The organism is Bradyrhizobium sp. 2TAF24 (assembly GCF_052115025.1).
Classification (GTDB): Bacteria; Pseudomonadota; Alphaproteobacteria; order Rhizobiales; family Xanthobacteraceae; genus Bradyrhizobium_A.
Window position 1 is genome coordinate 80,962 of the sequence record NZ_JBFRFW010000021.1, and the last position, 21,902, is coordinate 102,863.

A 21,902-nucleotide genomic window follows, 5' to 3' on the forward strand; every position below is an offset into this window, starting at 1 on the left:
GGATGTTGGGGCGCATCTTCACCGTCGGCGGGTACACGCTGCTGTCGCGGCTGACCGGCTTTGCGCGCGACATCATGCTCGCCGCGATCCTCGGCGCCGGCCCGGTGGCCGACGCCTTCTTCGTGGCGCTGCGGCTGCCCAATCACTTCCGCGCGATCTTCGCCGAGGGCGCCTTCAACGCCGCCTTCGTGCCGGCCTATGCCCATGTCCATGGCGAGCGCGGAGAGACGACGGCGCGGCTGTTTGCCGACCGCATCTTCACGCTGCTGTTTGCCTCGCAGGTGGTGCTGCTGGTGGTCGCCTGGCTGTTCATGCCGCAGGCGATGTCGATCCTCGCGCCGGGCTTCAGCGACGATCCGGCGCAGCGCGCGCTCGCCATCGAGCTCACCCGCATCACCTTTCCCTACCTGCTGCTGATCACGCTGGTGACGCTCTATGGCGGCATGCTCAACGTGATGCATCGCTTCGCCAGCGCCGCCGCGGCGCCGATCTTCCTCAACCTCGCGATGATGGCGACGCTGGCGCTGGCCGCATTTTTTCCAAGCGCCGGCCATGCCGCGGCATGGGGCGTGCTGATTTCGGGCTTCCTGCAGTATTTCCTGCTCGCCGGCGACGTCGCCCGCCATGGCGGCCTGCCGAAATTCACCGGCCTCAGGCTCGATGACGACGTCCGCGCCTTCTTCGGCGCGCTCGGGCCGGCGACGCTGGGCTCGATGGGCACCCAGGTCGCGCTGTTCGCCGACACCATCATCGCCACCTTCCTGCCGGCGGGCGCGCTGTCGGCGCTGTACTATGCCGACCGTCTCAACCAGCTGCCGATCGGCGTCATCGGCATTGCGATCGGCACCGTGCTGCTACCGGACATGTCGCGGCGGCTGACATCGAGCGACCATGCCGGCGCCATGGCGATCCAGCGCCGCGCGTTCGAGTTCACGCTGCTGTTCTCGATCCCGTTCGTGGCGGCTTTCCTCACTGTATCCGGGGTCATCATGCGGGCGATGTTCGCCCGCGGCGCGTTCACCAGGGCGGATGCGGCGGCGGCCGCCGCGACGCTTGCGGCCTATGCCATCGGGCTCATCCCGTTCGTGCTGATCCGCAGCGCGGTTGCGACCTTCTATGCCCGCAAGGACACCGCGACGCCGGTCAAGGCGGCGCTGACCGGCGTCGCCGTCAATGTCGTGCTCAAGATCGCGCTGGTCGGATCGCTGGCACAGATCGGGCTCGCGCTCGCCACCGCGATCGGCGCCTGGGTCAACCTGCTGCTGGTGACGGCCTTCGCGGTGCGCGCCGGCTATCTCGACTTCGATGCGGCGTTTCGACGCTCGCTCGGCAAGTTCGTCGTGGCGGGCATCGTTCTGGCGGCGGCGCTGTGGGCGACCGCGCGCGCCGCGCCGGTCCTGCTCGGGGGCATCTCAACCTTGCGTGATGAGATCACCCTCGGCCTGCTGATTGTCGTCGGTGCCGCCGTCTATGGTCTTGCGATCTGGCTGCTGTTCGGCGCCCGCTGGGTGAGGGGGCTGGTGCGCTAGCCGGTCCGCTAAACGGGTTTGCGCTGTCCGGCGATCCGCTGCAATATGGAACAGTTCCAAAGTTTCAGGTTGCCCCCGGAGATCCCATGGCTCCCATCAAGTTCGGCGTCGGTCACAGCGTTCGGCGCAAGGAAGACGATGCCTTCATTCGCGGCCAGGGCCACTACACCGCCGACCATTCCCTTCCGAGCGTGCTGCATGCGCTGGTGCTGCGATCGCCGCACGCCCATGCCCGCTTCAAGCTCGATGCGGCCAAGGCGCGCGCGCTGCCGGGCGTCGCGGCGATCCTGACGGCGGACGATATCGCCGATCTCGGCGGCCTGCCGTGCCTGTTCAACCTGCCGGAGCAGCCCTTTACCGCCCCGCCTTATCCGATCCTCGCCAAGGATGAGGTGCGCCATGTCGGCGACGCCGTGGCGTTCGTCGTGGCCGGAACGCTCGACCAGGCGCGCGACGCGCTCGAGGCCATCGAGGTCGCGTGGCAGCCGCTGCCGGCGGTGGTCGGTGCCGCGAACGCGCTCAAGCCCGGCGCGGCGCAGGTGTGGCCGGATCACGCCGGCAACCTGCTGTTCGACACCGCGCTCGGCGACAAGGCCGCCGTCGAGGCAGCCTTCGCCAAAGCCGATGCGGTCGCCGAGATCACCATCGTCAATCCGCGCATCGTCACCAACTACATGGAGACGCGGGCGGTCCTCAGCGATTACGACCCCAAGCGCGACCATCTCACGCTCACTGTCGGCAGCCAGGGCAGCCATCGCCTGCGCGACATCCTCTGCCAGAACGTGCTCAAGATCCCGGTCGAGAACATGCGGGTGATCTGTCCGGATGTCGGCGGCGGCTTCGGCACCAAGCTGTTCCCGTATCGTGAATACGCGCTCGCGGCGGTGGCGTCGCGCAGGCTGCGCAAGAGCGTGAAGTGGGTGGCTGAGCGCGCCGACCATTTCGTCGGCGATGCGCAGGGCCGCGACAATGTCACCACCGCGCGCATGGCGCTTGCCGCCGACGGCAAGTTCCTCGCCATGGACGTCGATCTCGTCGCCGATATGGGCGCTTATCTCTCGACCTTCGCGCCCTACATTCCCCATGGCGGCGCCGGCATGCTGCCCGGCCTCTATGATTTCCAGGCGTTCCACTGCCGCGTGCGCACCGTGTTCACCAACACCGTGCCGGTGGACGCTTATCGCGGCGCCGGCCGCCCCGAGGCGGCCTATGTCGTCGAGCGCCTGGTGGATGCCGCCGCGCGCAAACTCGGCATGACGCCGGACGCCATCCGCCGCAAGAACTTCATCCCGCCGCGGGCGATGCCGTACACCACTGCGACCGGCAAGGTCTACGACTCCGGTGATTTTGCCGCGCATCTGAAACGCGCGATGGAGATCGCGGACTGGAAAGACTTTCCCAAGCGTGCCCGTGCCGCGAAGAAGCAGGGGCTGGTGCGCGGCATCGGCCTTGCGAGCTATGTCGAGGTGTGCGGCACCATGGGCGAGGAGACCGCGCAGGTGCGGCTCGATCCCAACGGCGACGTCACCATCCTGATCGGCACCCAGTCGAGCGGCCAGGGCCACGCCACGGCCTATGCCCAGCTCGTCGCCGAGCAGTTCGGGCTGTCGCCGGAACGCGTCCACATGTTGCAGGGCGACACCGACAAGATCGCGACCGGCCTCGGCACTGGCGGCTCCAGCTCGATTCCCTCCGGCGGCGTCAGCGTCGAGCGCGCCACCCGCAAACTCGGCCTCAGCCTGAAGGAGATCGCCTCCGAAGCGCTGGAGACGGGCGCCGGTGATCTCGAGATCGTCGACGGCACCATTCGCATCGCCGGCACCGATCGCGCGGTGTCGTTCGCCGATATCGCGAGGCGCGCGGGTGAGCATTCGAACAAGCTGAGCGCCAGCGACGCCTTCAGCAGCGCCGATGGCACCTATCCCAACGGCACCCATGTGGTCGAGGTCGAGATCGATCCGTCGACCGGCGTGATCCGCATCGTCAATTATGTCATCGTCGATGATTTCGGCGTCACCCTCAATCCGCTGATGCTGGCGGGGCAGGTGCACGGCGGCACCATGCAGGGCATCGGCCAGGCGCTGATGGAGCAGGCGGTCTATGACCCGAAGGACGGCCAGCTCGTGACCGGCACCTTCATGGACTATGCGCTGCCACGCGCCGCCGATGGCCCGGCGATCGTGTTCGAGACCCACAACGTGCCGTGCAAGACCAATCCGCTCGGCGTCAAGGGCGCGGGCGAGGCGGGCGCGATCGGGTCGTGTCCGGCTGTCGTCAATGCCATCGTCGACGGGCTGTGGCGTGAATACGGCATCGACCACATCGACATGCCCGCGACCCCGGAGCGGGTCTGGGTCGCGATCCAGCATGCCCCCAAAGCGTCGTGACCGCGTCACCCCCCGGGAATAACCCGTCTCCGGGCGGTGTTGACGTCGTCTGATATCCCTGAGCCTTTCATGCAGCGCGGGTGACACCGCAGAGGAGTGATTGATGAAGCGTGCAGTTGTTGTTGCCGGAGCCTTGGTGCTGGGGTTCTCGGCGGTCGCGGCCCAGGATCCGATCGCGGCCCGCAAGGCCCTGATGAAGGAGACGGGCAAGCAGGCCGGCGCCGGCGCGGCGATGCTGCGCGGTGAGGCACCGTTCGATCTCACCAAGGCCAAGGCGATCTTCGTCGCCTTCCAGGATGCGGCGTCCAAGGCGCCGGCGCTGTTTCCCGATACCTCCAAGGAAGGCGGCGAGACTGCGGCGCTGCCGAAGGTCTGGGAGAGCAAGGCGGACTTCGACGCCAAGTTCGCCAAGCTCGGCACGGACGCCAAGGCCGGCGAGGCGAGCGTGACCGATCTCGACAGCTTCAAGGTCGCGTTTTCCGGAGCAACCAAGAATTGCGGCGGCTGCCACGAGCTCTATCGCGTCAAGAAGTGAGGCCGCGACCGCGTCGTCGGCTCCCCGACAGCCGCACAAACGAGAGGGCGAGGCCGGCAGGCCTCGCCTTTTTTGCTGACTTTGTTGGATGACCGCTACTTCGTCACCTGGCCGCGGATTTCGCCGCCGGGGTTCGCCGCGGTGTGCACGTTGACATAGTACTTGCCCGCCAGCAGATCGGCGGCCTGGGCGTCGGTCAGGGTCGCCGACCCCTCCGTGCCGCTGGCGCTGTTGGGGATCGGCACCGCGACGCCGCTGTTCTTGCCGGCTTCGGCCGGGCCATGGAAATGAGCCGTGGTCGCCGGGCCTGACAGGCCGGAATAGCTCAGCTTCCAGCTCAGGGTCTTGGAGGCGGTGTCATAGGTGATGTCGGCGGAGCCGGTGCCCTTGCTGGTGGTGGCGGGCACCTCGGCGCTGCCGCTGAGCGCGGCCTTCATCGCGACCTTGTCCGCGCGCGCGGGGCCCGCGGCCAGCATCAGGACGGCGGTGGTGGCGGCAAGGATGCGGGACATTCCTCTCACGGCATGGATCATGGTGCTCTCCCTCTGTTCGATTTGAACGGTTTCGGTCGCACGGAATACATGCTCTCCTCGCATGGTCTCCGTTCTGGTCAGGGTGGCCGTAGCAGCAGGCGCGGCGCACAGCCTAAAACCTGATCGAACCATCGACGATGCGATTTATTCCTGCGGGCAGGTTCCAAGATGCGAAAATTGCTGATTTTCATCGTCATCGTCGCGGTGGCGGGCTGTGGTGTGTTCTGGTCGGTCACCAGCCCGGCCGTTGTGCCGGCGAGCATGCTGTCCGCCCGCGCGCCGGATGTCGCCAACGGCCAGACAACCTTCAATGCCGGGGGATGTTCCGCCTGCCATGCGACGCCTGACCAGCCGGACCGCCTGCGGCTCGGCGGCGGCCTCGCCATTCCGTCCCCGTTCGGCACCTTCTATGCGCCCAACATCTCGCCGGATCCCGACGACGGCATCGGCCGCTGGAGCGAAGCGGATTTCGTCACCGCCGTGCTGAAAGGCACCTCGCCGCAGGGGGCGCACTATTTCCCGGCCTTCCCCTATGCGTCCTATCAGAAGGCCAGGGCGGAGGATGTGCGCGACCTGTTTGCGTACCTGAAGACCCTGCCGCCGGTGCGCGGCCGCATCCGCGACCATGCGCTGCACTTTCCGTTCAACATCCGCCGCCTGGTCGGCGGCTGGAAATTCCTCTTCCTCGATGACAAGCCGTTCACGCCGGATCCCTCGCAGTCGGCGGAATGGAATCGGGGCGCGTACCTCGTCAACGGGCTCGGCCATTGCGCCGAGTGCCACAGTCCCCGCAACGCCCTTGGCGGCATCGTCGCGGCGCAGCGCTTCGCCGGCGGCCCTGATCCGGAGGGCAAGGGCTGGGTGCCGAACATCACGCAGAAGGGGCTTTCCGACTGGTCGGTGAAAGCGATCGCCTATTTCCTCGAGACCGGCGACACGCCGGACGGCGACTCGGCCGGCGGCTCGATGACACGGGTGATCCGCAACATGGCGCAGCTCGGCGAGGCGGATCGTATGGCGATGGCGGTGTATCTCAAATCGCTGCCGGCGGTCGAAGGGCCGCCGCGGCCGAAGACCATCGGCGAGCACGCGCACTGACGAGGCTTGCGCGGGCCGGCCTGCCCGGCACGCGCGTGATGCGGCCTGGACAAGAAAAAACCTCCGGCGGGGCATCGCCGGAGGTTCCTGGAGGTTTAAGCTAGATGGTTTCTCCTTTTCGTTGTTGACGATCAGAAGCTGCGGAGAATCTGAACCGAGCCGTTGTAGAGGTTCTGGTTCTTCAGCTCGAAGGTGTTGCCGGCGGCAACGCCGGGGACGCCGGTGCCGACGGTGTACAGGCCGTTCTGGTTCTGGATCAGGCGGCTGTAGGTGAATTCAGCCGACAGCGTCAGGTTCTGGACGGGGGTCCAGGCCGTACGCGTACCAACCTGGGCAATCGCGAAGTTGAAGTTGCCGGTGTTGGTGCCGTTGAACGAACCTGCGCCCAGGAAGCCCGTGCCGTTCGCCGCGGCGAGCAGCGCCGCGTTGCCGGCCGAGCCGTAGTTGATCGCGGTGTACGAACCGAACAGCGAGGTGCGCCACGCCGGGGTCCAGTAGTGCTCGTAGTACGCGCTGACTTCCCAGGCCGAGGTCAGGTCGATGCTCGAGCCGTTCGCGCCGTTGGTGCCCGAGTACACGCCGTCGAGCACATAGCCGAACGCCAGGCTGCCCGCGGTGCCGGCACCGGTGCCGACCTTGGCGAAGCGACCGCCGCCGGAGGTGTCGATCGTGCCGCCGAACACGTACTTGGCCGCGCCCTTGGCGTAGCTCGCCTCAACCTTCAAGCTGTCGCCCGCGCCGGTCGGCAGGTTCTTCAGCTCGAAAGCGCCGGTGAAGGCATAGCCCCAGGCCGACGACGGATGGCCGCTGTCGCTGTTGGAGCTGGTGTAGTAGGTGCCGTGAACTTCATGCGCGGCAGCGCCGAAGTGCAGCGAGCCCCAGGCCTGGTCGAGGCGCAGGTTGGCGACGATATCCGGCACGTGGTCGCCGGTCTGGGTGTTGCCCGTGAAGGTGTTGGACGACACGCCATACGCCTGGGTCGCGGCGCCGAACGGGCCGAGGAAGCCCGCGGTCGCGTTCACGACGCCGGCCGAGCGGTAGGGCTGGGCGTCTTCCAGCGAGATCGTCGCCGACACGCCGTTGCCGAACGAGGCGGTGTAGGCGATCTGCGGGATACCGGTGGTGTTGTTCGAGCCGCCGAGGAAGCCCGACGAGATCCACGGCTTGGCGAGTGCCCACTGCGGGTCGAACTGCGACACCGCCTTACCGAAGGTGAAGCCAGCGAACTGGATGAACAGGAAGTCGTTCTCGACGAAGCCGCCCGCGATGCTCTCACGGCCCTGCAGGAAGTCGAACTGCAGGTTGGCGTAGGTGCGGACCACGCCGTACTCGGTGGCGGTGCGGGTGTCGAGGAACAGGTTCAGACGCTCACGCGTCGTGAAGTAGTTGCGGTTGTAGGAGTTCGCGCCGCCGGCGCCGCCCTGCCAGAACGGAGCGTCGAAGGTGTTGCCGTTGAACGAGGTGTCCAAACGCAGCGCACCGCCGATGCGGATGCAGGTGTCGGTGCCCGGGATGTAGTAGAAGCCTGCGCCGTACAGCGAGCAGACCTTGACGTATTCGACGGCTTTCGCCTTGACCGGAAGATCGGCAGCCTGCGCGCCGCCGAGAGCGACGAGACCCGCCGCAGTACCGAGCACAAAGCTCTTCATGATGTTCGTCAAAATAGACCTCCAAGTGTGTCAGGTGGGCCCGGTCCGTCCGGCCTTGACTCGGCCGGGCGGAGCAGCGCGCCCGCGAACCCGGCATGGCGCTTCGCGGACAACGCGACGCAACTGGGCGAAAGCCGCCAGACGGGACGACCTGAGGGAGCCCCCCTCCGTCGCCCCTGGATTGTTATGTAACAGAAGCAAGTAATTCAAATATCAAACCAAGTTACATATTTTTATGCAGGAAAATGTGACATTCCTGCCACATTTGCTGCGGTGCATGGTCGAAATTTTCAAAAAAGCATGGAATTTCAGTAGCCTAGGAGCGCTTCAGTGCTTGTGTTGGTTATATTTCTTACTTACACTTCTTCACGTTCGCGTGAGATTCGTTGCGTTTCCGTCGGGGCCGATATGTCCTAGCGATGGAGCATTGCGCCGGACGCAGCTAAGCTCGCCAACAACAGGGGACGTCGAGCCAATCGGCGCCCATCGGGAGGTTTCACATGGCGGAGGGCGGGGTATGTCGACGCGGAGAGGCGCGCAAGGGGCGAGGCTGACGTCTCTGGCCGCGAGCAAGGGGGCCGCTGCCAAGGGCACGGCCAAGACGGCGCGATCCGGCGCGACCAAGCCGGCCAAGGACCGCGTGCCTCTGATCGCCAGCCCTGAATACAAGATCTTCCGCCAGATCGTCTGGGATCTCGTGGCGATCAACAACAACCTCGAGGACATGCGCCGGCGCTGGGCCAAGAAGTTCGGCGTCACCGGGCCGCAGTGGATGATCATGATGGCGATCAACGACCTGGATCAGGGGCGGGGCGTCTCGGTCGGCGAGGTCTCGGCGAAAATCCAGGCGGTGTCGACCTTCGTGACGACGCAGACCAAGCTGCTCGAGCAGCGCGGTCTGCTCAAGCGCGTCACCTCGACGGATGACGCCCGCGTCGTGCTGATGTCGCTGTCCGATCGGGCGTGGAGCGAGATCTCCAGCTATTTCAGCCGCTGGGGCGAATTCCACGATTTCATCTTCGGCGATCTGGACGCCGCGGCGCTGCACCAGTTGCAGCACCAGATGGAGGATCTCAAGAAACGTACCGACACGGTGTGTCGCCGCGTCAGCGAGGAGAGCTGAGCGCCGCACGGGATGGGGCTGACGGCATCGGCTTCGCCGGGTGATGGTTGCCGGCGCGACGACGGCCGTGCTCCCGCAATCCGCCGCATCGTCGCGCCCGTCCGTTCATGCAGATCGTCAAGGCCGTTTCGCTCAAGATCACCAGCACGCTGATGTTCGCCCTGATGGGCGCGCAGGTGCGCTTCCTCGGCGGCAGCTATCCGGTCGGCGAGGTCGCGTTCTGCCGGGCGCTGTTCGCGCTGCTGCCGATCCTTCTCGTGTTCGCCTGGCGCGGCGAACTGCGCGGCGCGCTGCACACCAGCCGGCCGCTCGACCACGTGCTGCGCGGCATGTTCAGCATCGTCGGCACGTTCTGCACCTTCGGCGCGCTGGCGCGGCTGCCGCTCGCCGATTTCACCGCCATCGCCTTTCTCGCCCCGCTGATCACCGTGGTCCTCGCCGCGCTGTTCCTGAAGGAGCATGTCCGCGCCTATCGCTGGAGCGCGGTGGCGGCCGGCTTCGGCGGGGTGGTGCTGATGCTGCTGCCCTATCTCGGCAGCCGCGTGGAATTGACGACGTCGCTGCTGATCGGCCTCGGCTTCGCGCTCACCAATGCCTTCACCTCGGGCAGCGCGACCATCCAGATCCGGCGGCTGACCGCGACCGAGAGCACCGCCTCCATCGTGGTGTTCATGACGCTGCTGGTCATGCTGGTGTCGCTGCTCACGGTGTTCGCCGGCTGGCGCTGGCCGGAGCGTCCGATCGAGGCGGTGGCGCTCGTCGGCGTCGGCTTCGCCGGCGGCCTCGGCCAGATCTTCTTCACCGACAGCTACCGCTACGCGCCGGCCTCGTTCCTGGCGCCGTTCGACTACACCGCCATGTTGTGGGCGTTCATGTTCGGCTACCTGTTCTTCGCCGAGGTGCCGACGCACGAGGTGGTGGCGGGCGCCGCCATCGTCTCCGGCGCCGGCATCTTCGTCATCCTGCGCGAACGCTATCTCGGCCTGCAGCGGCTGCGCGCCATGACGGTCGCCCCGCTTGCCGACGAGGCCGACGTCGAGGCGGCGGAGCCGGCCAGGCGCTCGTGAGCCGCCGGCGGTGGTCGCTCGGCGGCCTAGGGCCGGTCAGAACGCCTTGAAGGTGATGATGGTGTAGGTGTCCTGGATGCCCGGCAGCACCTGCACCTTCTCGTTGACGAAGTGGCCGATGTCGATGTCCTTGTCGACATAGAACTTCACCAGCAGGTCGTAGTCGCCGGCGGTCGAGTAGATCTCGGACGCGATCTCGGCTTCCGCCAGCGCGTTGGCGACCGTGTAGGACTGGCCCAGCTTGCATTTGATTTGAACGAAAAAGGGGATCATGTCCGGTCTCTCCAGCGTGGCGGTTTGGGCCGCACTATAGCGTTTTCGCGCCTCGGGGATACCCGGTCTGGAGCAGGAAAACGTGCAAAAACAACAGAATGAGGGGCGTTTCCGGCAGGGCGGTTGCCGCCGCCGCACGGCTGCGGCCGATCGCCCCCTGCGGCTGTGCAAGGGTCGCATGGGCGCAGGTTTTGTGGCAGGTGTTGCGCCATGACCACGCCCATCGCACTCACCATCGCCGGCTCCGACTCCAGCGGCGGCGCCGGCATCCAGGCCGACCTCAAGAGCTTCGCCGCCTGCGGCGTCTACGGCGCTTCGGTGATCACGGCGCTGACGGCGCAGAACACCCGCGGCGTCACCGCGATCCATGCGGTGCCGGCCGATTTCGTCACCGCGCAGATCGACGCGGTGTTCAGCGATCTCGATGTCGAGGCGGTCAAGATCGGCATGGTGGCGCAGCGCGATGTCATCGAGGCGATCATCGCCGGTCTCGCGCGCTGGTCGCCGCGCCACGTCGTGCTCGATCCGGTGATGATCGCGACCTCCGGCGATCGTCTGCTGCAGGAAGATGCGATCGCGCGGCTGTGCGGCGGGCTCATTCCGCAGGCGCACCTGATCACGCCGAACCTGCCGGAGGCCGCGGCGCTGCTGGGATGCGCGATGGCGCGGAACGAGGCGGAGATCGAGCGGCAGGGGCGGGCGCTGCTCGCGCTCGGCTGTCCGGCGGTGCTGATCAAGGGCGGACACGGCACCGGCGCCGAGAGCACAGACTACCTGATCGATGCGAGCGGCACCACGCGCCTTGCGGCGCCGCGCATCGCGACGCGCAACACCCACGGCACCGGCTGCTCGCTGTCGTCGGCGATCGCGGCCGGCCTCGCCCGCGGCGAGGATCGTCTCACCGCCGTGCGCCGCGCCAAGGACTACATCACCGCGGCGATCGCCGCTGCCGATCAGCTCACGGTCGGACGCGGATCAGGGCCGGTGCATCACTTCCATGCCTTCACGCATGTCGATGGCCGCAGCCCGCGCAAGCCGTCCTGAGCAAGCTCGACTGTACGCGTCCCGAACACGCCCGCCTCGACTTGCGAACATGTCAGTGTGCTGACTGTCGTGTGACTGTCGCAGTCCGTTGCTATGCGGATTCCACAGGTTGCTGACACGATTCCAACAGCCGGCGCGGACAGGGCATGACCTCCACCGACCTCAACAAGACCATCGTTGAAACTGCGTACAGCCGCTGGGCGCCGATCTACGACGCTGTTTGCGGCCCGGTGATGCTGCAGGGACGACGAGCCGCGGCCGCGGCCGCGCGCGCGGTCGGCGGCAAGATTCTCGAGGTCGGCGTCGGAACCGGACTGTCGTTCGACGACTACGACGCGCGCACCGAAATCACCGGCATCGACCTGTGCGAGCCGATGCTGGCGAAGGCCCGCGCCAAGATGGCGAGCGGACGCTATCCTCACGTCAAGGCGGTGCACCTGATGGATGCGCACCAGATGGCGTTCGCGGACGAGACCTTCGATTGCGTCGTCGCGCAGTTTGTCATCACGCTCGTCGCCAATCCCGAACAGGTGCTGTCCGAGTGCCGCCGCGTGGTGAAGCCGGGTGGCCGCATCATCCTGGTCAATCATCTCTATTCCGAACGCGGCGTCGCCGCCGCGGTCGAGCGCTGGGCCGCGGAGAAGACCCGCGGGCTCGGCCTGCGGCCGGAGTTTCCGTTCGCCCGGCTGCAGGCCTGGGCAAATGCCAACAACGAAGCCATTTTGGTCGAACGCCGCAAGGTTGCGCTCGGCATCTACACGCTGGTGTGTTTCGAGCGGACGATGGCGCAGCAGGTCGCGGCGTGATCCGGCGCTCTCTGTGTCATTTTACTGTCACTTGAATCTGATAGCGCCTCGCGCATGGGACGTGACGTTATGAGCGAAAGTCATCCGGAACGACGCTTCCGTACACTGTTCATCTCCGACGTGCACCTCGGAGCCCGCGGCTCCCAGACCGACCGGTTGCTCGATTTCCTGCGTTACCATGATGCCGACACGATCTATCTGGTCGGCGACATCATCGATGGCTGGGCCCTGAAGTCGAACTGGTACTGGCCGCAGTCGCACAACGATTTCGTGCAGAAGATGCTGCGCAAGGCGCGCAAGGGCGCCCGCGTCGTCTACGTGCCGGGCAACCACGACGAGTTCCTGCGGTCGTACTACGGCACCCATGCCGGCGGCATCGAGGTGGTCGAGCAGATCATCCATGAGGGCGTCGACGGCAAGCGCTATCTCGTGATCCACGGCGACATCTTCGACCTCGTGGTGCAGAACGCGCGCTGGCTCGCCCATCTCGGCGACAAGGCCTACGACTTCGCGATCCAGATGAACCGTCTGGTCAACATGTTCCGCCGCCTGTTCGGCTTCCCGTACTGGTCGCTGTCGCAGTGGGCCAAGCTCAAGGTCAAGAACGCGGTCAACTACATCGGCGCGTTCGAGAAGACGCTGGCGGCCGAGGCGCGGCGCCACAACGCCGACGGCGTGATCTGCGGCCACATCCACTACGCCACCATCCGCGACGAGCACGGCGTGCGCTACATGAATTGCGGCGACTGGGTCGAGAGCTGCTCGGCGATCGTCGAACACGACGACGGCCGTTTTGAGGTGCTGCGCTGGACCGGTCCGCTGACACAGACCGCGCCGGTGGCGCAGCCGATGCCGGCCCAAGCCGCCTGATGCGCATCCTCATTGCAACCGACGCCTGGCACCCGCAAGTCAACGGCGTCGTGCGCACGCTGACGATGATGGCCGATGCCGCGCGCAAGCTCGGCGCCGAGGTCAGCTTCCTCACCCCGCAGTCGTTCCGTACCGTGGCGCTGCCGAGCTATCCGGACCTGCGGGTGGCGCTGCCCAATCCGGCGCAGATCAGCCGCCTGATCGCCGCCGCCAAGCCGGACAACATCCATATCGCGACCGAGGGGCCGATCGGCTTCCTGGTTCGCCGCTATTGCCGCAAGCACGGCATTCCCTTCACCACCAGCTTCCATACCCGCTTTCCGGAATATGTCTCGGCGCGCTTTCCGATCCCCGAGTCGTGGGTGTGGGCGGCGCTGCGCCGCTTCCATGCGCGCAGCGGCGCGGTGATGGCGGCGACGCCGGCGCTGGCCGACGAATTGCGCACGCGCGGCTTCCGCAACGTGGTGCTGTGGCCGCGCGGCGTCGATGCCGGCCTGTTCCACCCGCGCGAGAGCGACCTCGGCCTGCCGCGTCCGGTGTTCCTCTCGGTCGGGCGCGTCGCGGTGGAGAAGAACCTCGAGGCGTTCCTGTCGCTCGATCTGCCCGGCACCAAGGTGGTGGTTGGCGATGGTCCGGCGCGGGCGCAGCTCGAAAAGCAGTTCCCCGATGCGGTGTTCCTCGGTGCGCGCCATGGCGAGGCGCTCGCGGAGGCCTATGCGGCCGCTGACGTGTTCGTGTTCCCGAGCAAGACCGACACCTTCGGGCTGGTGCTGCTGGAGGCGCTGGCGTCCGGCGTGCCGGTGGCCGCGTTCCCGGTCTGCGGGCCGAACGACGTCATCGGCAATGCGCCGGTCGGCGTGCTCAGCGACGACCTGCAGCAGGCCTGCCTGTCGGCGTTGCAGATCCCGCGCACCGCATGCCGGGCCTTCGCGCTCAGGCTGACCTGGGAGGCCTGCGCGCGGGCCTTCATCGACAATGTGCTGCGGGTGCGCAGCGAGCATGACGGTAACAAGGCGCCGTTGCTGCCGTCGGATCCGCACCTCGCTGCCTGATCGCCGCCGGCCGGCGCCTTGCCGCGCCGTCGCGGCCGGCGATAACATGGCGCCATGACCGACTCACTTCCCGTCACATCCGCCGACATCGATGCCGCGGCCGCGGTGCTCGCGCCCTATGCCGTGCGCACCCCGCTGATCACGTCTCCGGCGCTCGATGCGCGCACCGGTGGCCGCGTCTTCCTCAAGGCCGAGGTGCTGCAGCGCACCGGCTCGTTCAAGTTTCGCGGCGCCTTCAACAAGGTTGCCGCGATTCCGCCGGCGGCGCGGGCGGCCGGCGTCGTCGCCTTCTCGTCCGGCAACCATGCGCAGGGCGTCGCTGCCGCGGCCCAGCTGCTCGGCATGCCGGCGACCATCGTGATGCCGTCGGATGCGCCGCTGTCGAAGCGCGAGCGCACCAAGGGGTATGGCGCCGAGGTCGTGCTCTATGACCGGCTGCGCGAGGATCGCGAGGCGATCGCGCGCGGCATTGCCACGGCGCGCGGCGCGACACTGGTGCCGCCCTATGATGACGTCAGCATCATTGCCGGGCAGGGCACCGCGGCAAAGGAATTTGGCGAGGATCTGGCCGCACGCGGGCTTGCCCCGGACATCGTGGTGGCGCCGGCGTCCGGTGGCGGATTGATTGCCGGCACGGCGATCGCGATCAGGGCGCGCTTTGCGCAGGCGACGATCATGACCGCCGAGCCCGCGGGCTTCGACGACCATGCCCGCTCGTTCGCCAGCGGCCACCGCGAGCCGCATCGTGCTGAGGGCACCACCATCTGCGACGCGCTGATGGCGACAATCCCCGGCGAGATCACGTTTGCAATCAATCAGCGGCTGGTGTCGCGTGGCGTCACCGCGACCGATGCCGAGGTCGGCGCGGCGGTGGCATTCGCCTTCCGTGAGCTCAAGCTGGTGGTCGAGCCGGGCGGCGCAGTGGCGCTCGCGGCTCTGCTCGCCGGGCGCATCGACGCACGGGACAAGACCCTGGTCGTGATCTTGTCCGGCGGCAATGTCGACGCTGACATGTTTTCACGGCTGATCAGCGCGGCGTAGGCCGGCTCGCACAGCGACCCCCCGGAAGGCTGCGCACACGCACCTGAGGACGGCCCTGACGCGGCCGCGGGCGGTTGCGTCAGCTGAAGAACGCGATCTTCTCGGCCTGGCTCATGCGCAGGATGGCCGCCAGCGGCTGCGGTCTGGGCGCTGTCACCATGCCACGGGCGAGCAGGGCGTCGCCGAGCGATGGCGATGCAGCCGCAGTCTCCAAGACGGCAGTCGGCTCGGACGCGACGGCGGCGGCCGGCGCCGCCGAAGGCATGGCTTGCGGGACCGCTGCCGGCGCGGTCACGGGCTCCGGCATGGCGGCCGCCATCGGCGCGGCAGCGGCCTCGACAGGTGGGGGCTCGACAGAAGGCGCCTGGCCGGCGTCCGCCGCGATCCGCGCTTCGGCCCGCGGCTCCACCACGGCCATCGCGGTGAGGGCGGCGATTTCATCCTCGATGGAGGGCATCGCCGGAGCGGCAGCAGCCTCGGGCACGGCCGGCGTTTCGGCGGCCGCCTCGCGGGCGATCTCCTCGGGCGCCGCCGCGGCGGGCGCCGCAGCCATGCCAGCCGTCTCCTCGGCCAGCGCCGGCGTGGCGCGGGCCGCGGGCGCGGCAGGCTTCAGACTGACGACATTTTCGGCCACCGGATGCGGGGCGGCAGTTTCCGCTGCGGCGGGCGCCGGCGGCGCGTCGGTCAGTGCGCCGATCTGGCGCAGGATGTCGTCGAATGCGGCGAGCACCGAGTCGCTGGTCTGCAGCGCAGCGAGCGCATCCTGGTTGGCGCCGATGGTGTTGGCCTGGGTCTCGAGGATGTCGCAGATGCGGGTGTCGTAGCCGATCTCGCGCAGCCGCCAGGCGATCTCCAGGATGATGCGCAGCCCCTTGCGGGTGGGCGCGCGGGCATCCTCGGCATTCAGCCCCGCGAGCGCTTCGGCAGCCGCGCCGCGGGCGTTCTCGACGATGGCGCGGACCGCGGCGATGGTTTCGGCGATTGGCGCTGCGGCCGGCGCCGGCTGCTTCTGGGCGGCGAGCACGCCCTCGATGCGCTCGACCGCCTCCAGCACCATCGCAGTGTCGGCGTTGCGGTTGCGGCGGGAATATTCCTTCAGGAACCAGCGGCCGCGCGACGTCTCCATGAAGGCTTCGCTGATCGCATGATAGTCCGCTTCCGAAGGCAGCGCGCTGCTGGCGGAGATCGGCGACAAGGCGAAGGCGTCGTTGGCCATGAAAGTCCTGCTACGGGCTGTCACGCCGTCGCGCGACAGATCGGTCTCGAAATCATTGTCGTTTGCGCTGTATCGACGCAAAACCACCCGCGCTACATACGAACACCACGAACCGCGCCGAATCGCAATTCTTTTGATGTCCCCGGACCGACAAAATCCCGTTGCGCAACAGCTTGAGACAAGGCGATTCGCCCGCCGTCTGGCGCTGGTCTATGGCGCCGTTTTCGGGCTCGGCGGCATCAGCCTGCCGTATTTCCCGGTGTGGCTCAAAGCCGTCGGCGTCGATGTCGGCTGGATCGGCCTCATCACCGCGGTGCCGGCGCTGACCCGCTTCACCGTGCTGCCGTTCATCACCGGCTTCGCCGAGCGGCGCAACCGCCTGCGCGAGGGCATCGTGGTGCTGGCGTTGCTGACCTCGCTCGGCTTCCTGGCGATCGGCCAGCTGCGCGATCCGCTGCACATCCTCGCGGTGTTCGCGCTGACCGCGTGCGTGTGGACGCCGATCATCCCGATGGTCGACGGCTACGCGCTCAAGGGCGTGACGCGCTACGGCATCGACTATGGGCCGGTGCGGCTGTGGGGGTCGGCGGCCTTCATCGTCGGCTCGCTCGCCTGCGGCCTGATGATCGATTTCGTCACCGCGTCGTTCGTGATCTGGGTGATCGCGGCGATGGCGCTGATCGAGGCGGTGACCAGCTTCGGCCTGCGGCCGCTGGCGGGCGACGGCCCGGCGGCGGGCGAGGCGCCGCGTGCCGGTGCGCTGCTGCGGCAGGCCGGCTTCCTCGCCATCATCTTCACCTCGGCGCTGGTGCAGGGCAGCCACGCCGTCTACTACGCCTTCGCCTCGATCGCCTGGCAGAATGCCGGCCATAGCGGGCTCACGGTGTCGGCGCTGTGGTCGATCGGCGTCGTCGCCGAGATCATCGTGTTCGCGGTGTCGCCGCGCTTCTCATGGTCGCCGCTGGCGATGGTGGCGTTCGCCGCCGCGGTTGCGGCGCTGCGCTGGATCATCACCGCGCAGCAGCCGGCGCTGCCGCTGCTGGCGCTGGTGCAGACGCTGCACGGGCTGTCGTTCGGGCTTACGCAAGTGGGGATCGTCGGGCTGTTCACCCGCAACGTGCCGAGCCAGGTCATGGCGTCCGCGCAGGGTTATCTGGTCGCCGCCACCGGCCTCGTCATGAGCAGCGCCACCATGGGCGCCGGCGTGCTCTATGCGCGCTACGGCGAGGGCGCGTACTACGCCATGGCGGCGATGGCGCTCGGTGGCAGCGCGCTGATCGTGCTGGCGCGGAAGTGGCTGGTGACGACGGATGCGGCGGACAGTTAGGGGCGTCAGCCCCACAGCGCCGCGTCCGGCGGATAGACCGTGCTGCCGTCGTAGCGCAGGCCGTCGTCGCGGTCGCGGRCGAGCAGCAGCGGGCCGTCGAGATCGACGACACGGGCGTCGCGCGCCACCAGCATCGCCGGCGCCATGGCGAGCGACGTCGCCACCATGCAGCCGACCATGATGTCGAAGCCGAGCGCACGGGCTTCGTCCGCCATCGCCAGCGCCTCGGTGAGGCCGCCGGTCTTGTCGAGCTTGATGTTGACGGCGTCGTAGCGGCCGCGCAGCGCCACAAGCGATAAGCGGTCATGCACGCTCTCGTCGGCGCACACCGGCAGCGGGCGCTGGATGTCACCGAGCGCGGCGTCGCGGCCGGCGGGCAGCGGCTGCTCGACCAGCGTGACGCCGGCGTCGGCGCAGGCCGCGAGGTTGGCGGCGAGGTTGTCGGTGGTCCAGGCTTCGTTGGCGTCGACGATCAGTTCGGCGCGGGGCGCGGCGGCGCGCACTGCGCGGATGCGCGCGCCATCGCCGTCACCGCCGAGCTTGACCTTGAGCAGCGGGCGGTGCGCGGCGCGCCCGGCCGCCTCCGCCATGACCTCCGGCGTGCCCAGCGAGATGGTGTAGGCGGTGGTGCGCGGCTGTGGCGCCTGGCGGCCGAGCAGGTCCCAGACGCGGCGGCCGGCCGCCTTGGCGGCGAGGTCGAGCAGGGCGCAGTCGAGGGCGTTGCGGGGCGCGCCGGGCGGCATCAAGGCCTGCAACGCCGCGGCGTCGAGGCCGCCGGCGAGGGGCGCCTGCAGGGCCTGGACGGCTTTGAGCGTCGCCTCCGGGGTCTCACCATAGCGCGGGTAGGGCGTGCATTCGCCGCGCCCGGTGTGGACGCCGTCGGAGATTTCGGCGATCACGACCACGGCCTCGGTCTTGGCACCGCGGCTGATGGTGAAGGCGCCTGCGATCGGCCAATGTTCGATTCGCGCCACAAGATGCAGTAGGTTGCCGGAAGCCATTCAAAAAACTGACGATTTCTTTTTGCCGGTGGGCTGTCTCTGCCCCAGTATGGCTTTAAATCTATGGCTGTAAATGCACCCGACCACAGCGGGTTGCGCCGGGTGGTCTGAATTTTTATGCCAGAACAAGGATTTACGGTGGGTGCTGAGCCGGCTTTGGAACGCATCGCGCAGGCGGGCGGAGCGGTCGCCTTGCAGGCGTCGGGCACCTGGACGGCCCAGCACGCCCATGCGCTGGAGCGCCTGATCGAGGCGGCCGAGCGCGCCGGCGCGTCGGGCGCGGCGGTGCTGATCGACGTCTCGCAGGTCGCGCGGCTCGACACCTTCGGCGCCTGGCTGATCGAGCGGCTGCGGCGCAGCCTGACGACGGGCGAGGTGGCGCCGGAGATCGCCGGCCTGTCGGCCGATTATTCCAGCCTGGTCGACGAGGTCCGCCGGGTCGGCACCGCGACGCTGTCGCGGCCGCGCTCGCTGCTGTCGCCGGTCGCCGCGCTCGAGGGCGTCGGCCGCGGCGTCGCCCATATCGGCACCACCCTGATCGCGCTGGTGGCGATGACCGGGGCTCTGATCGCGGCGGGCACGCGCGTGCTGCTGCACCCGACGCGCATCCGCCTGACCTCGATGGTGCACCATATCGAGCAGGTCGGCTGGCGCGCGGTGCCGATCGTCGCGCTGATCACCTTCCTGATCGGCGCCATCATCGCCCAGCAGGGCATCTTCCATTTCCGCCGCTTCGGCGCCGATATCTTCGTGGTCGACATGCTCGGCATCCTGGTGCTGCGCGAGATCGGCGTGCTCATCGTCGCCATCATGGTGGCGGGCCGCTCCGGCAGCTCCTACACCGCCGAGCTCGGCTCGATGAAGATGCGCGAGGAGATCGACGCGCTGCGCACCATGGGCTTCGATCCCGTCGAGGTGCTGATCCTGCCGCGCACGCTGGCGCTGTTGGTGGCGCTGCCGGCGCTGACCTTCATCGGCGCCATGGCGGCGCTCTACGGCGGCGGCCTCGTCGCCTGGTTCTATGGCGGCGTCGATCCCGACGCGTTCCTGTTCCGCCTGCGCGACGCGATCTCGCTGGAGGACTTTGCCGTCGGCATGATCAAGGCGCCGATCATGGCGCTGGTGATCGCCATCGTCGCCAGCGTCGAGGGGCTGCTGGTCGAAGGCAGCGCGGAATCGCTGGGAAGCCACACCACCGCCTCGGTGGTGAAGTCGATCTTCCTCGTCATCGTGATGGACGGCATGTTCGCCATCTTCTTCGCGTCGATCGGGGTGTGACGATGGCGGACGCCCTTAACGTGCAGGACGCGATCATCGCCGTGCGCGACATCACGGTGCGGTTCGGCGCGCGCAACGTGCTCGACGGCCTCGAACTCGACGTTCGCCGCGGCGAGATCCTCGGCTTTGTCGGAGCCTCGGGCGCGGGCAAATCGGTGCTGCTGCGCACCATCATCGGCCTCGTGCCCAAGCTGCGCGGCACGGTCACCGTGCTCGGCACCGACATGGATGCGGCCGACGGTGCGACACGCCGCGGCGTCGAGCGGCGCTGGGGCGTGCTGTTCCAGCATGGCGCGCTGTTCTCCTCGCTCACCGTGCGGCAGAACATCCAGTTTCCGGTGCGCGAGTATCTGAAGGTGTCCGAGCGGCTGCTCGACGAGATCACCCTTGCCAAGCTGGCGATGGTCGGGCTCAGGCCGGAAGTGGCGGATCGCTATCCGTCCGAGCTGTCGGGCGGCATGATCAAGCGCGTGGCGCTGGCGCGCGCGCTCGCGCTCGATCCCGACATCGTGTTCCTGGACGAGCCGACCTCGGGACTCGATCCGATCGGCGCCGGCGAGTTCGACGAGCTGGTGCGCACGCTGCAGCGAACCCTCGGGCTGACGGTGTTCATGGTCACCCATGATCTCGACAGCCTGCGCACCGCCTGCGACCGCATCGCGGTGCTGGGCGAGGGCAAGGTCATCGCGATCGGCACCATGCAGGACATGCTGGCGTCGACGCATCCATGGCTGCGATCGTATTTTCACGGCGCGCGCGCCCACGCGCTCGCCGGTTCGTAGGAGTAGGTTTGATGGAAACGCGGGCGAACTACGTCCTGATCGGTCTCTTCACGCTGGCGGTTCTGGCGTGCGGATTCGGCTTCGTGATGTGGTTCCAGAGCATCCACGCGGCGAAGGCGCGCAATCCGCTGCGGATCGTGTTCGAAGGCTCGGCCTCGGGGCTGCGCACCGGCGCCAGCGTCAACTTCAACGGCATTCGCGTCGGCGAGGTGACCTCGGTGCGGATCGACGATCCCAAGCGGGTGATCGCGCTCGCCTCGGTGGACAAGAGCGCGCCGATCCGCCAGGACACCGTGGTCGGCCTCGAATTCCAGGGCCTGACCGGCGTCGCCGCGATCGCGCTCAAGGGCGGCTCGCCGGACGCCTCCGAGGTGCCGCCGGGTGCCGGCGGCATCCCGACGCTGACCGCCGATCTCAGCGCCACCCAGGACATCATGGAGTCGGTGCGCTCCTCGGTGCAGAATCTCAACCGCCTGGTCGCCGACAACCAGGAGGCGGTGCGTGCCTCGCTGCGCAGCATCGAGGCGTTCGCCACCACGCTGGCGCAGAACTCCGAGCGCATCGACAGCATCATGAGCGGCGTCGACGCCTTCGTCGGCGGCAAGGACGGCGGCCAGCTGGCCGCCGCCGTGCGGTCGTTCAAGGATCTTGCCGACAACCTCGACAAGCGCACCGCCGAGATCACCGCCAACGTCAACCGCCTGACGCTCTCCACGGGACGTGACTTCGGCGCGCTGGTGGTCGATGGCCGCCGCACGCTCGACGACATCAGCCGTGCGGTCAACAACTTCGACCGCAACCCGACCCGCGTGCTGTTCGGCGCCAGCAACACCGACGCGCGGGCGCCCGAGCCGCGCTCGGTGGTGCGCATCCCGGCGAATGCCAACGCCAGGGCACGGGGGCGCTGACGCCGGCGCGGCGCTTCACGCGCGCGGCGTCCCGTCGACCAGGCCGATCCCCGTTCCGGCGACGACGGCGTCGCCATCGAATTCATGCCACAGCCCGCGCGCGTCGCCTGTCGCGGCGCGGATCGGCATGAAGCCGCCGGACCAGGCGAGGGTGGCATTGTCCATCAGTTGCCAGCCGCCGCCGGGAAACACCGGCGAGCGCGCCAGCAGTACCGCGCCCGGCCGCGCGTCCTGCACCTCGCCATCGAGCGCGAAAATCTCGGGATGATCCTGGCAGTAGAGCTGCATGGGCACCTGCATCGTTCGCGGCGGGGGCGAGTTCGTGGCCGTTGCGTAATCCATCCGGCCCCCTCGGCGCAGCAAGCGCGACCACGCCAAACAAA

At 68.0% G+C, this 21,902-nt stretch carries 21 protein-coding genes; 15 read left to right on the forward strand and 6 right to left on the reverse strand.

The genetic code is table 11. The annotated features are described in order from the left end of the window. The first annotated feature begins 2 nt into the window (after nucleotides 1–2). From murJ to AB4Z37_RS27455, 3 genes are all read left to right on the forward strand, one after another. Entirely contained in the window at nucleotides 3–1,529 is a 1,527-nt protein-coding gene (gene murJ / locus AB4Z37_RS27445; RefSeq protein ID WP_441519881.1) for a murein biosynthesis integral membrane protein MurJ, read from the forward strand. Between the two features lie 86 nt (nucleotides 1,530–1,615). Beyond that, entirely contained in the window at nucleotides 1,616–3,916 is a 2,301-nt protein-coding gene (locus AB4Z37_RS27450) for a xanthine dehydrogenase family protein molybdopterin-binding subunit (RefSeq protein WP_441519882.1), read from the forward strand. 103 nt (nucleotides 3,917–4,019) lie between these two features. After that, nucleotides 4,020–4,451 (forward strand): c-type cytochrome, encoded by a 432-nt coding sequence (locus AB4Z37_RS27455; RefSeq protein ID WP_441519883.1) that lies wholly within the window; start codon nucleotides 4,020–4,022, stop codon nucleotides 4,449–4,451. Nucleotides 4,452–4,546: 95 nt separating this feature from the next. On the opposite strand, the gene AB4Z37_RS27460 is transcribed toward AB4Z37_RS27455, so the two are convergent. Continuing rightward, nucleotides 4,547–4,963 carry a CHRD domain-containing protein gene (locus AB4Z37_RS27460; protein ID WP_441519915.1) on the reverse strand — a complete coding sequence of 139 codons (417 nt, stop codon included), beginning with the start codon at nucleotides 4,961–4,963 and terminating at the stop codon, nucleotides 4,547–4,549. A gap of 189 nt (nucleotides 4,964–5,152) precedes the next feature. On the opposite strand from AB4Z37_RS27460, the gene AB4Z37_RS27465 reads away from it, so the two are divergent. After that, the gene (locus AB4Z37_RS27465) at nucleotides 5,153–6,082 is read left to right on the forward strand and encodes a c-type cytochrome (RefSeq protein WP_441519884.1); all 930 of its coding nucleotides are present in this window, start codon (nucleotides 5,153–5,155) and stop codon (nucleotides 6,080–6,082) included. A 131-nt stretch (nucleotides 6,083–6,213) separates the two neighbouring features. Here AB4Z37_RS27465 and AB4Z37_RS27470 read toward each other — a convergent pair whose 3' ends face one another. Next, a complete protein-coding gene (locus tag AB4Z37_RS27470) occupies nucleotides 6,214–7,731 on the reverse strand; it encodes a porin (RefSeq protein ID WP_441519885.1) in 1,518 nt (505 codons plus the stop codon). 517 nt (nucleotides 7,732–8,248) lie between these two features. Between AB4Z37_RS27470 and AB4Z37_RS27475 the strand changes: the two genes are divergently transcribed. Continuing rightward, complete coding sequence (locus tag AB4Z37_RS27475; RefSeq protein ID WP_441519886.1) at nucleotides 8,249–8,854, forward strand: MarR family winged helix-turn-helix transcriptional regulator; 606 nt, start codon at nucleotides 8,249–8,251, stop codon at nucleotides 8,852–8,854. Between the two features lie 107 nt (nucleotides 8,855–8,961). Beyond that, a complete protein-coding gene (locus AB4Z37_RS27480; protein WP_441519887.1) occupies nucleotides 8,962–9,921 on the forward strand; it encodes a DMT family transporter in 960 nt (319 codons plus the stop codon). Between the two features lie 36 nt (nucleotides 9,922–9,957). Here AB4Z37_RS27480 and AB4Z37_RS27485 read toward each other — a convergent pair whose 3' ends face one another. Beyond that, nucleotides 9,958–10,194 (reverse strand): Lrp/AsnC ligand binding domain-containing protein, encoded by a 237-nt coding sequence (locus AB4Z37_RS27485; RefSeq protein WP_211963801.1) that lies wholly within the window; start codon nucleotides 10,192–10,194, stop codon nucleotides 9,958–9,960. A gap of 210 nt (nucleotides 10,195–10,404) precedes the next feature. Between AB4Z37_RS27485 and thiD the strand changes: the two genes are divergently transcribed. From thiD to AB4Z37_RS27510, 5 genes are all read left to right on the forward strand, one after another. Further along, nucleotides 10,405–11,238 (forward strand): bifunctional hydroxymethylpyrimidine kinase/phosphomethylpyrimidine kinase, encoded by an 834-nt coding sequence (thiD, locus tag AB4Z37_RS27490; protein ID WP_441519888.1) that lies wholly within the window; start codon nucleotides 10,405–10,407, stop codon nucleotides 11,236–11,238. 146 nt (nucleotides 11,239–11,384) lie between these two features. Further along, complete coding sequence (locus AB4Z37_RS27495) at nucleotides 11,385–12,044, forward strand: class I SAM-dependent methyltransferase (RefSeq protein ID WP_441519889.1); 660 nt, start codon at nucleotides 11,385–11,387, stop codon at nucleotides 12,042–12,044. A gap of 54 nt (nucleotides 12,045–12,098) precedes the next feature. Next, on the forward strand, nucleotides 12,099–12,914 hold the full coding sequence (locus AB4Z37_RS27500; RefSeq protein WP_441519890.1) for a UDP-2,3-diacylglucosamine diphosphatase: 816 nt from the start codon (nucleotides 12,099–12,101) through the stop codon (nucleotides 12,912–12,914). Further along, nucleotides 12,914–13,966 carry a glycosyltransferase family 4 protein gene (locus AB4Z37_RS27505; RefSeq protein WP_441519891.1) on the forward strand — a complete coding sequence of 351 codons (1,053 nt, stop codon included), beginning with the start codon at nucleotides 12,914–12,916 and terminating at the stop codon, nucleotides 13,964–13,966. Before AB4Z37_RS27500 ends, AB4Z37_RS27505 begins: the two co-directional genes overlap by 1 nt. A gap of 54 nt (nucleotides 13,967–14,020) precedes the next feature. After that, complete coding sequence (locus tag AB4Z37_RS27510) at nucleotides 14,021–15,007, forward strand: threonine/serine dehydratase (RefSeq protein WP_441519892.1); 987 nt, start codon at nucleotides 14,021–14,023, stop codon at nucleotides 15,005–15,007. Between the two features lie 79 nt (nucleotides 15,008–15,086). On the opposite strand, the gene AB4Z37_RS27515 is transcribed toward AB4Z37_RS27510, so the two are convergent. Further along, the gene (locus AB4Z37_RS27515) at nucleotides 15,087–16,223 is read right to left on the reverse strand and encodes a hypothetical protein (RefSeq protein WP_441519893.1); all 1,137 of its coding nucleotides are present in this window, start codon (nucleotides 16,221–16,223) and stop codon (nucleotides 15,087–15,089) included. A gap of 136 nt (nucleotides 16,224–16,359) precedes the next feature. Between AB4Z37_RS27515 and AB4Z37_RS27520 the strand changes: the two genes are divergently transcribed. Further along, on the forward strand, nucleotides 16,360–17,550 hold the full coding sequence (locus AB4Z37_RS27520) for an MFS transporter (RefSeq protein WP_441519894.1): 1,191 nt from the start codon (nucleotides 16,360–16,362) through the stop codon (nucleotides 17,548–17,550). A gap of 5 nt (nucleotides 17,551–17,555) precedes the next feature. On the opposite strand, the gene dgcA is transcribed toward AB4Z37_RS27520, so the two are convergent. Beyond that, complete coding sequence (dgcA, locus tag AB4Z37_RS27525) at nucleotides 17,556–18,551, reverse strand: N-acetyl-D-Glu racemase DgcA (protein WP_441519895.1); 996 nt, start codon at nucleotides 18,549–18,551, stop codon at nucleotides 17,556–17,558. 138 nt (nucleotides 18,552–18,689) lie between these two features. Between dgcA and AB4Z37_RS27530 the strand changes: the two genes are divergently transcribed. Genes AB4Z37_RS27530 through AB4Z37_RS27540 form a run of 3 tightly spaced genes read left to right on the forward strand, consistent with a single transcriptional unit; the run spans nucleotide 18,690 to nucleotide 21,519 of the window. Beyond that, nucleotides 18,690–19,829 (forward strand): ABC transporter permease, encoded by a 1,140-nt coding sequence (locus tag AB4Z37_RS27530; protein ID WP_441519896.1) that lies wholly within the window; start codon nucleotides 18,690–18,692, stop codon nucleotides 19,827–19,829. A 2-nt stretch (nucleotides 19,830–19,831) separates the two neighbouring features. After that, on the forward strand, nucleotides 19,832–20,611 hold the full coding sequence (locus AB4Z37_RS27535; RefSeq protein ID WP_441519897.1) for an ABC transporter ATP-binding protein: 780 nt from the start codon (nucleotides 19,832–19,834) through the stop codon (nucleotides 20,609–20,611). A gap of 11 nt (nucleotides 20,612–20,622) precedes the next feature. Beyond that, entirely contained in the window at nucleotides 20,623–21,519 is an 897-nt protein-coding gene (locus AB4Z37_RS27540) for an MlaD family protein (protein ID WP_441519898.1), read from the forward strand. 15 nt (nucleotides 21,520–21,534) lie between these two features. Here the strand turns inward: AB4Z37_RS27540 and AB4Z37_RS27545 are convergent, their stop codons facing one another. After that, nucleotides 21,535–21,861 (reverse strand): hypothetical protein, encoded by a 327-nt coding sequence (locus tag AB4Z37_RS27545; protein ID WP_441519899.1) that lies wholly within the window; start codon nucleotides 21,859–21,861, stop codon nucleotides 21,535–21,537. Between the last annotated feature and the right edge of the window lie 41 nt (nucleotides 21,862–21,902).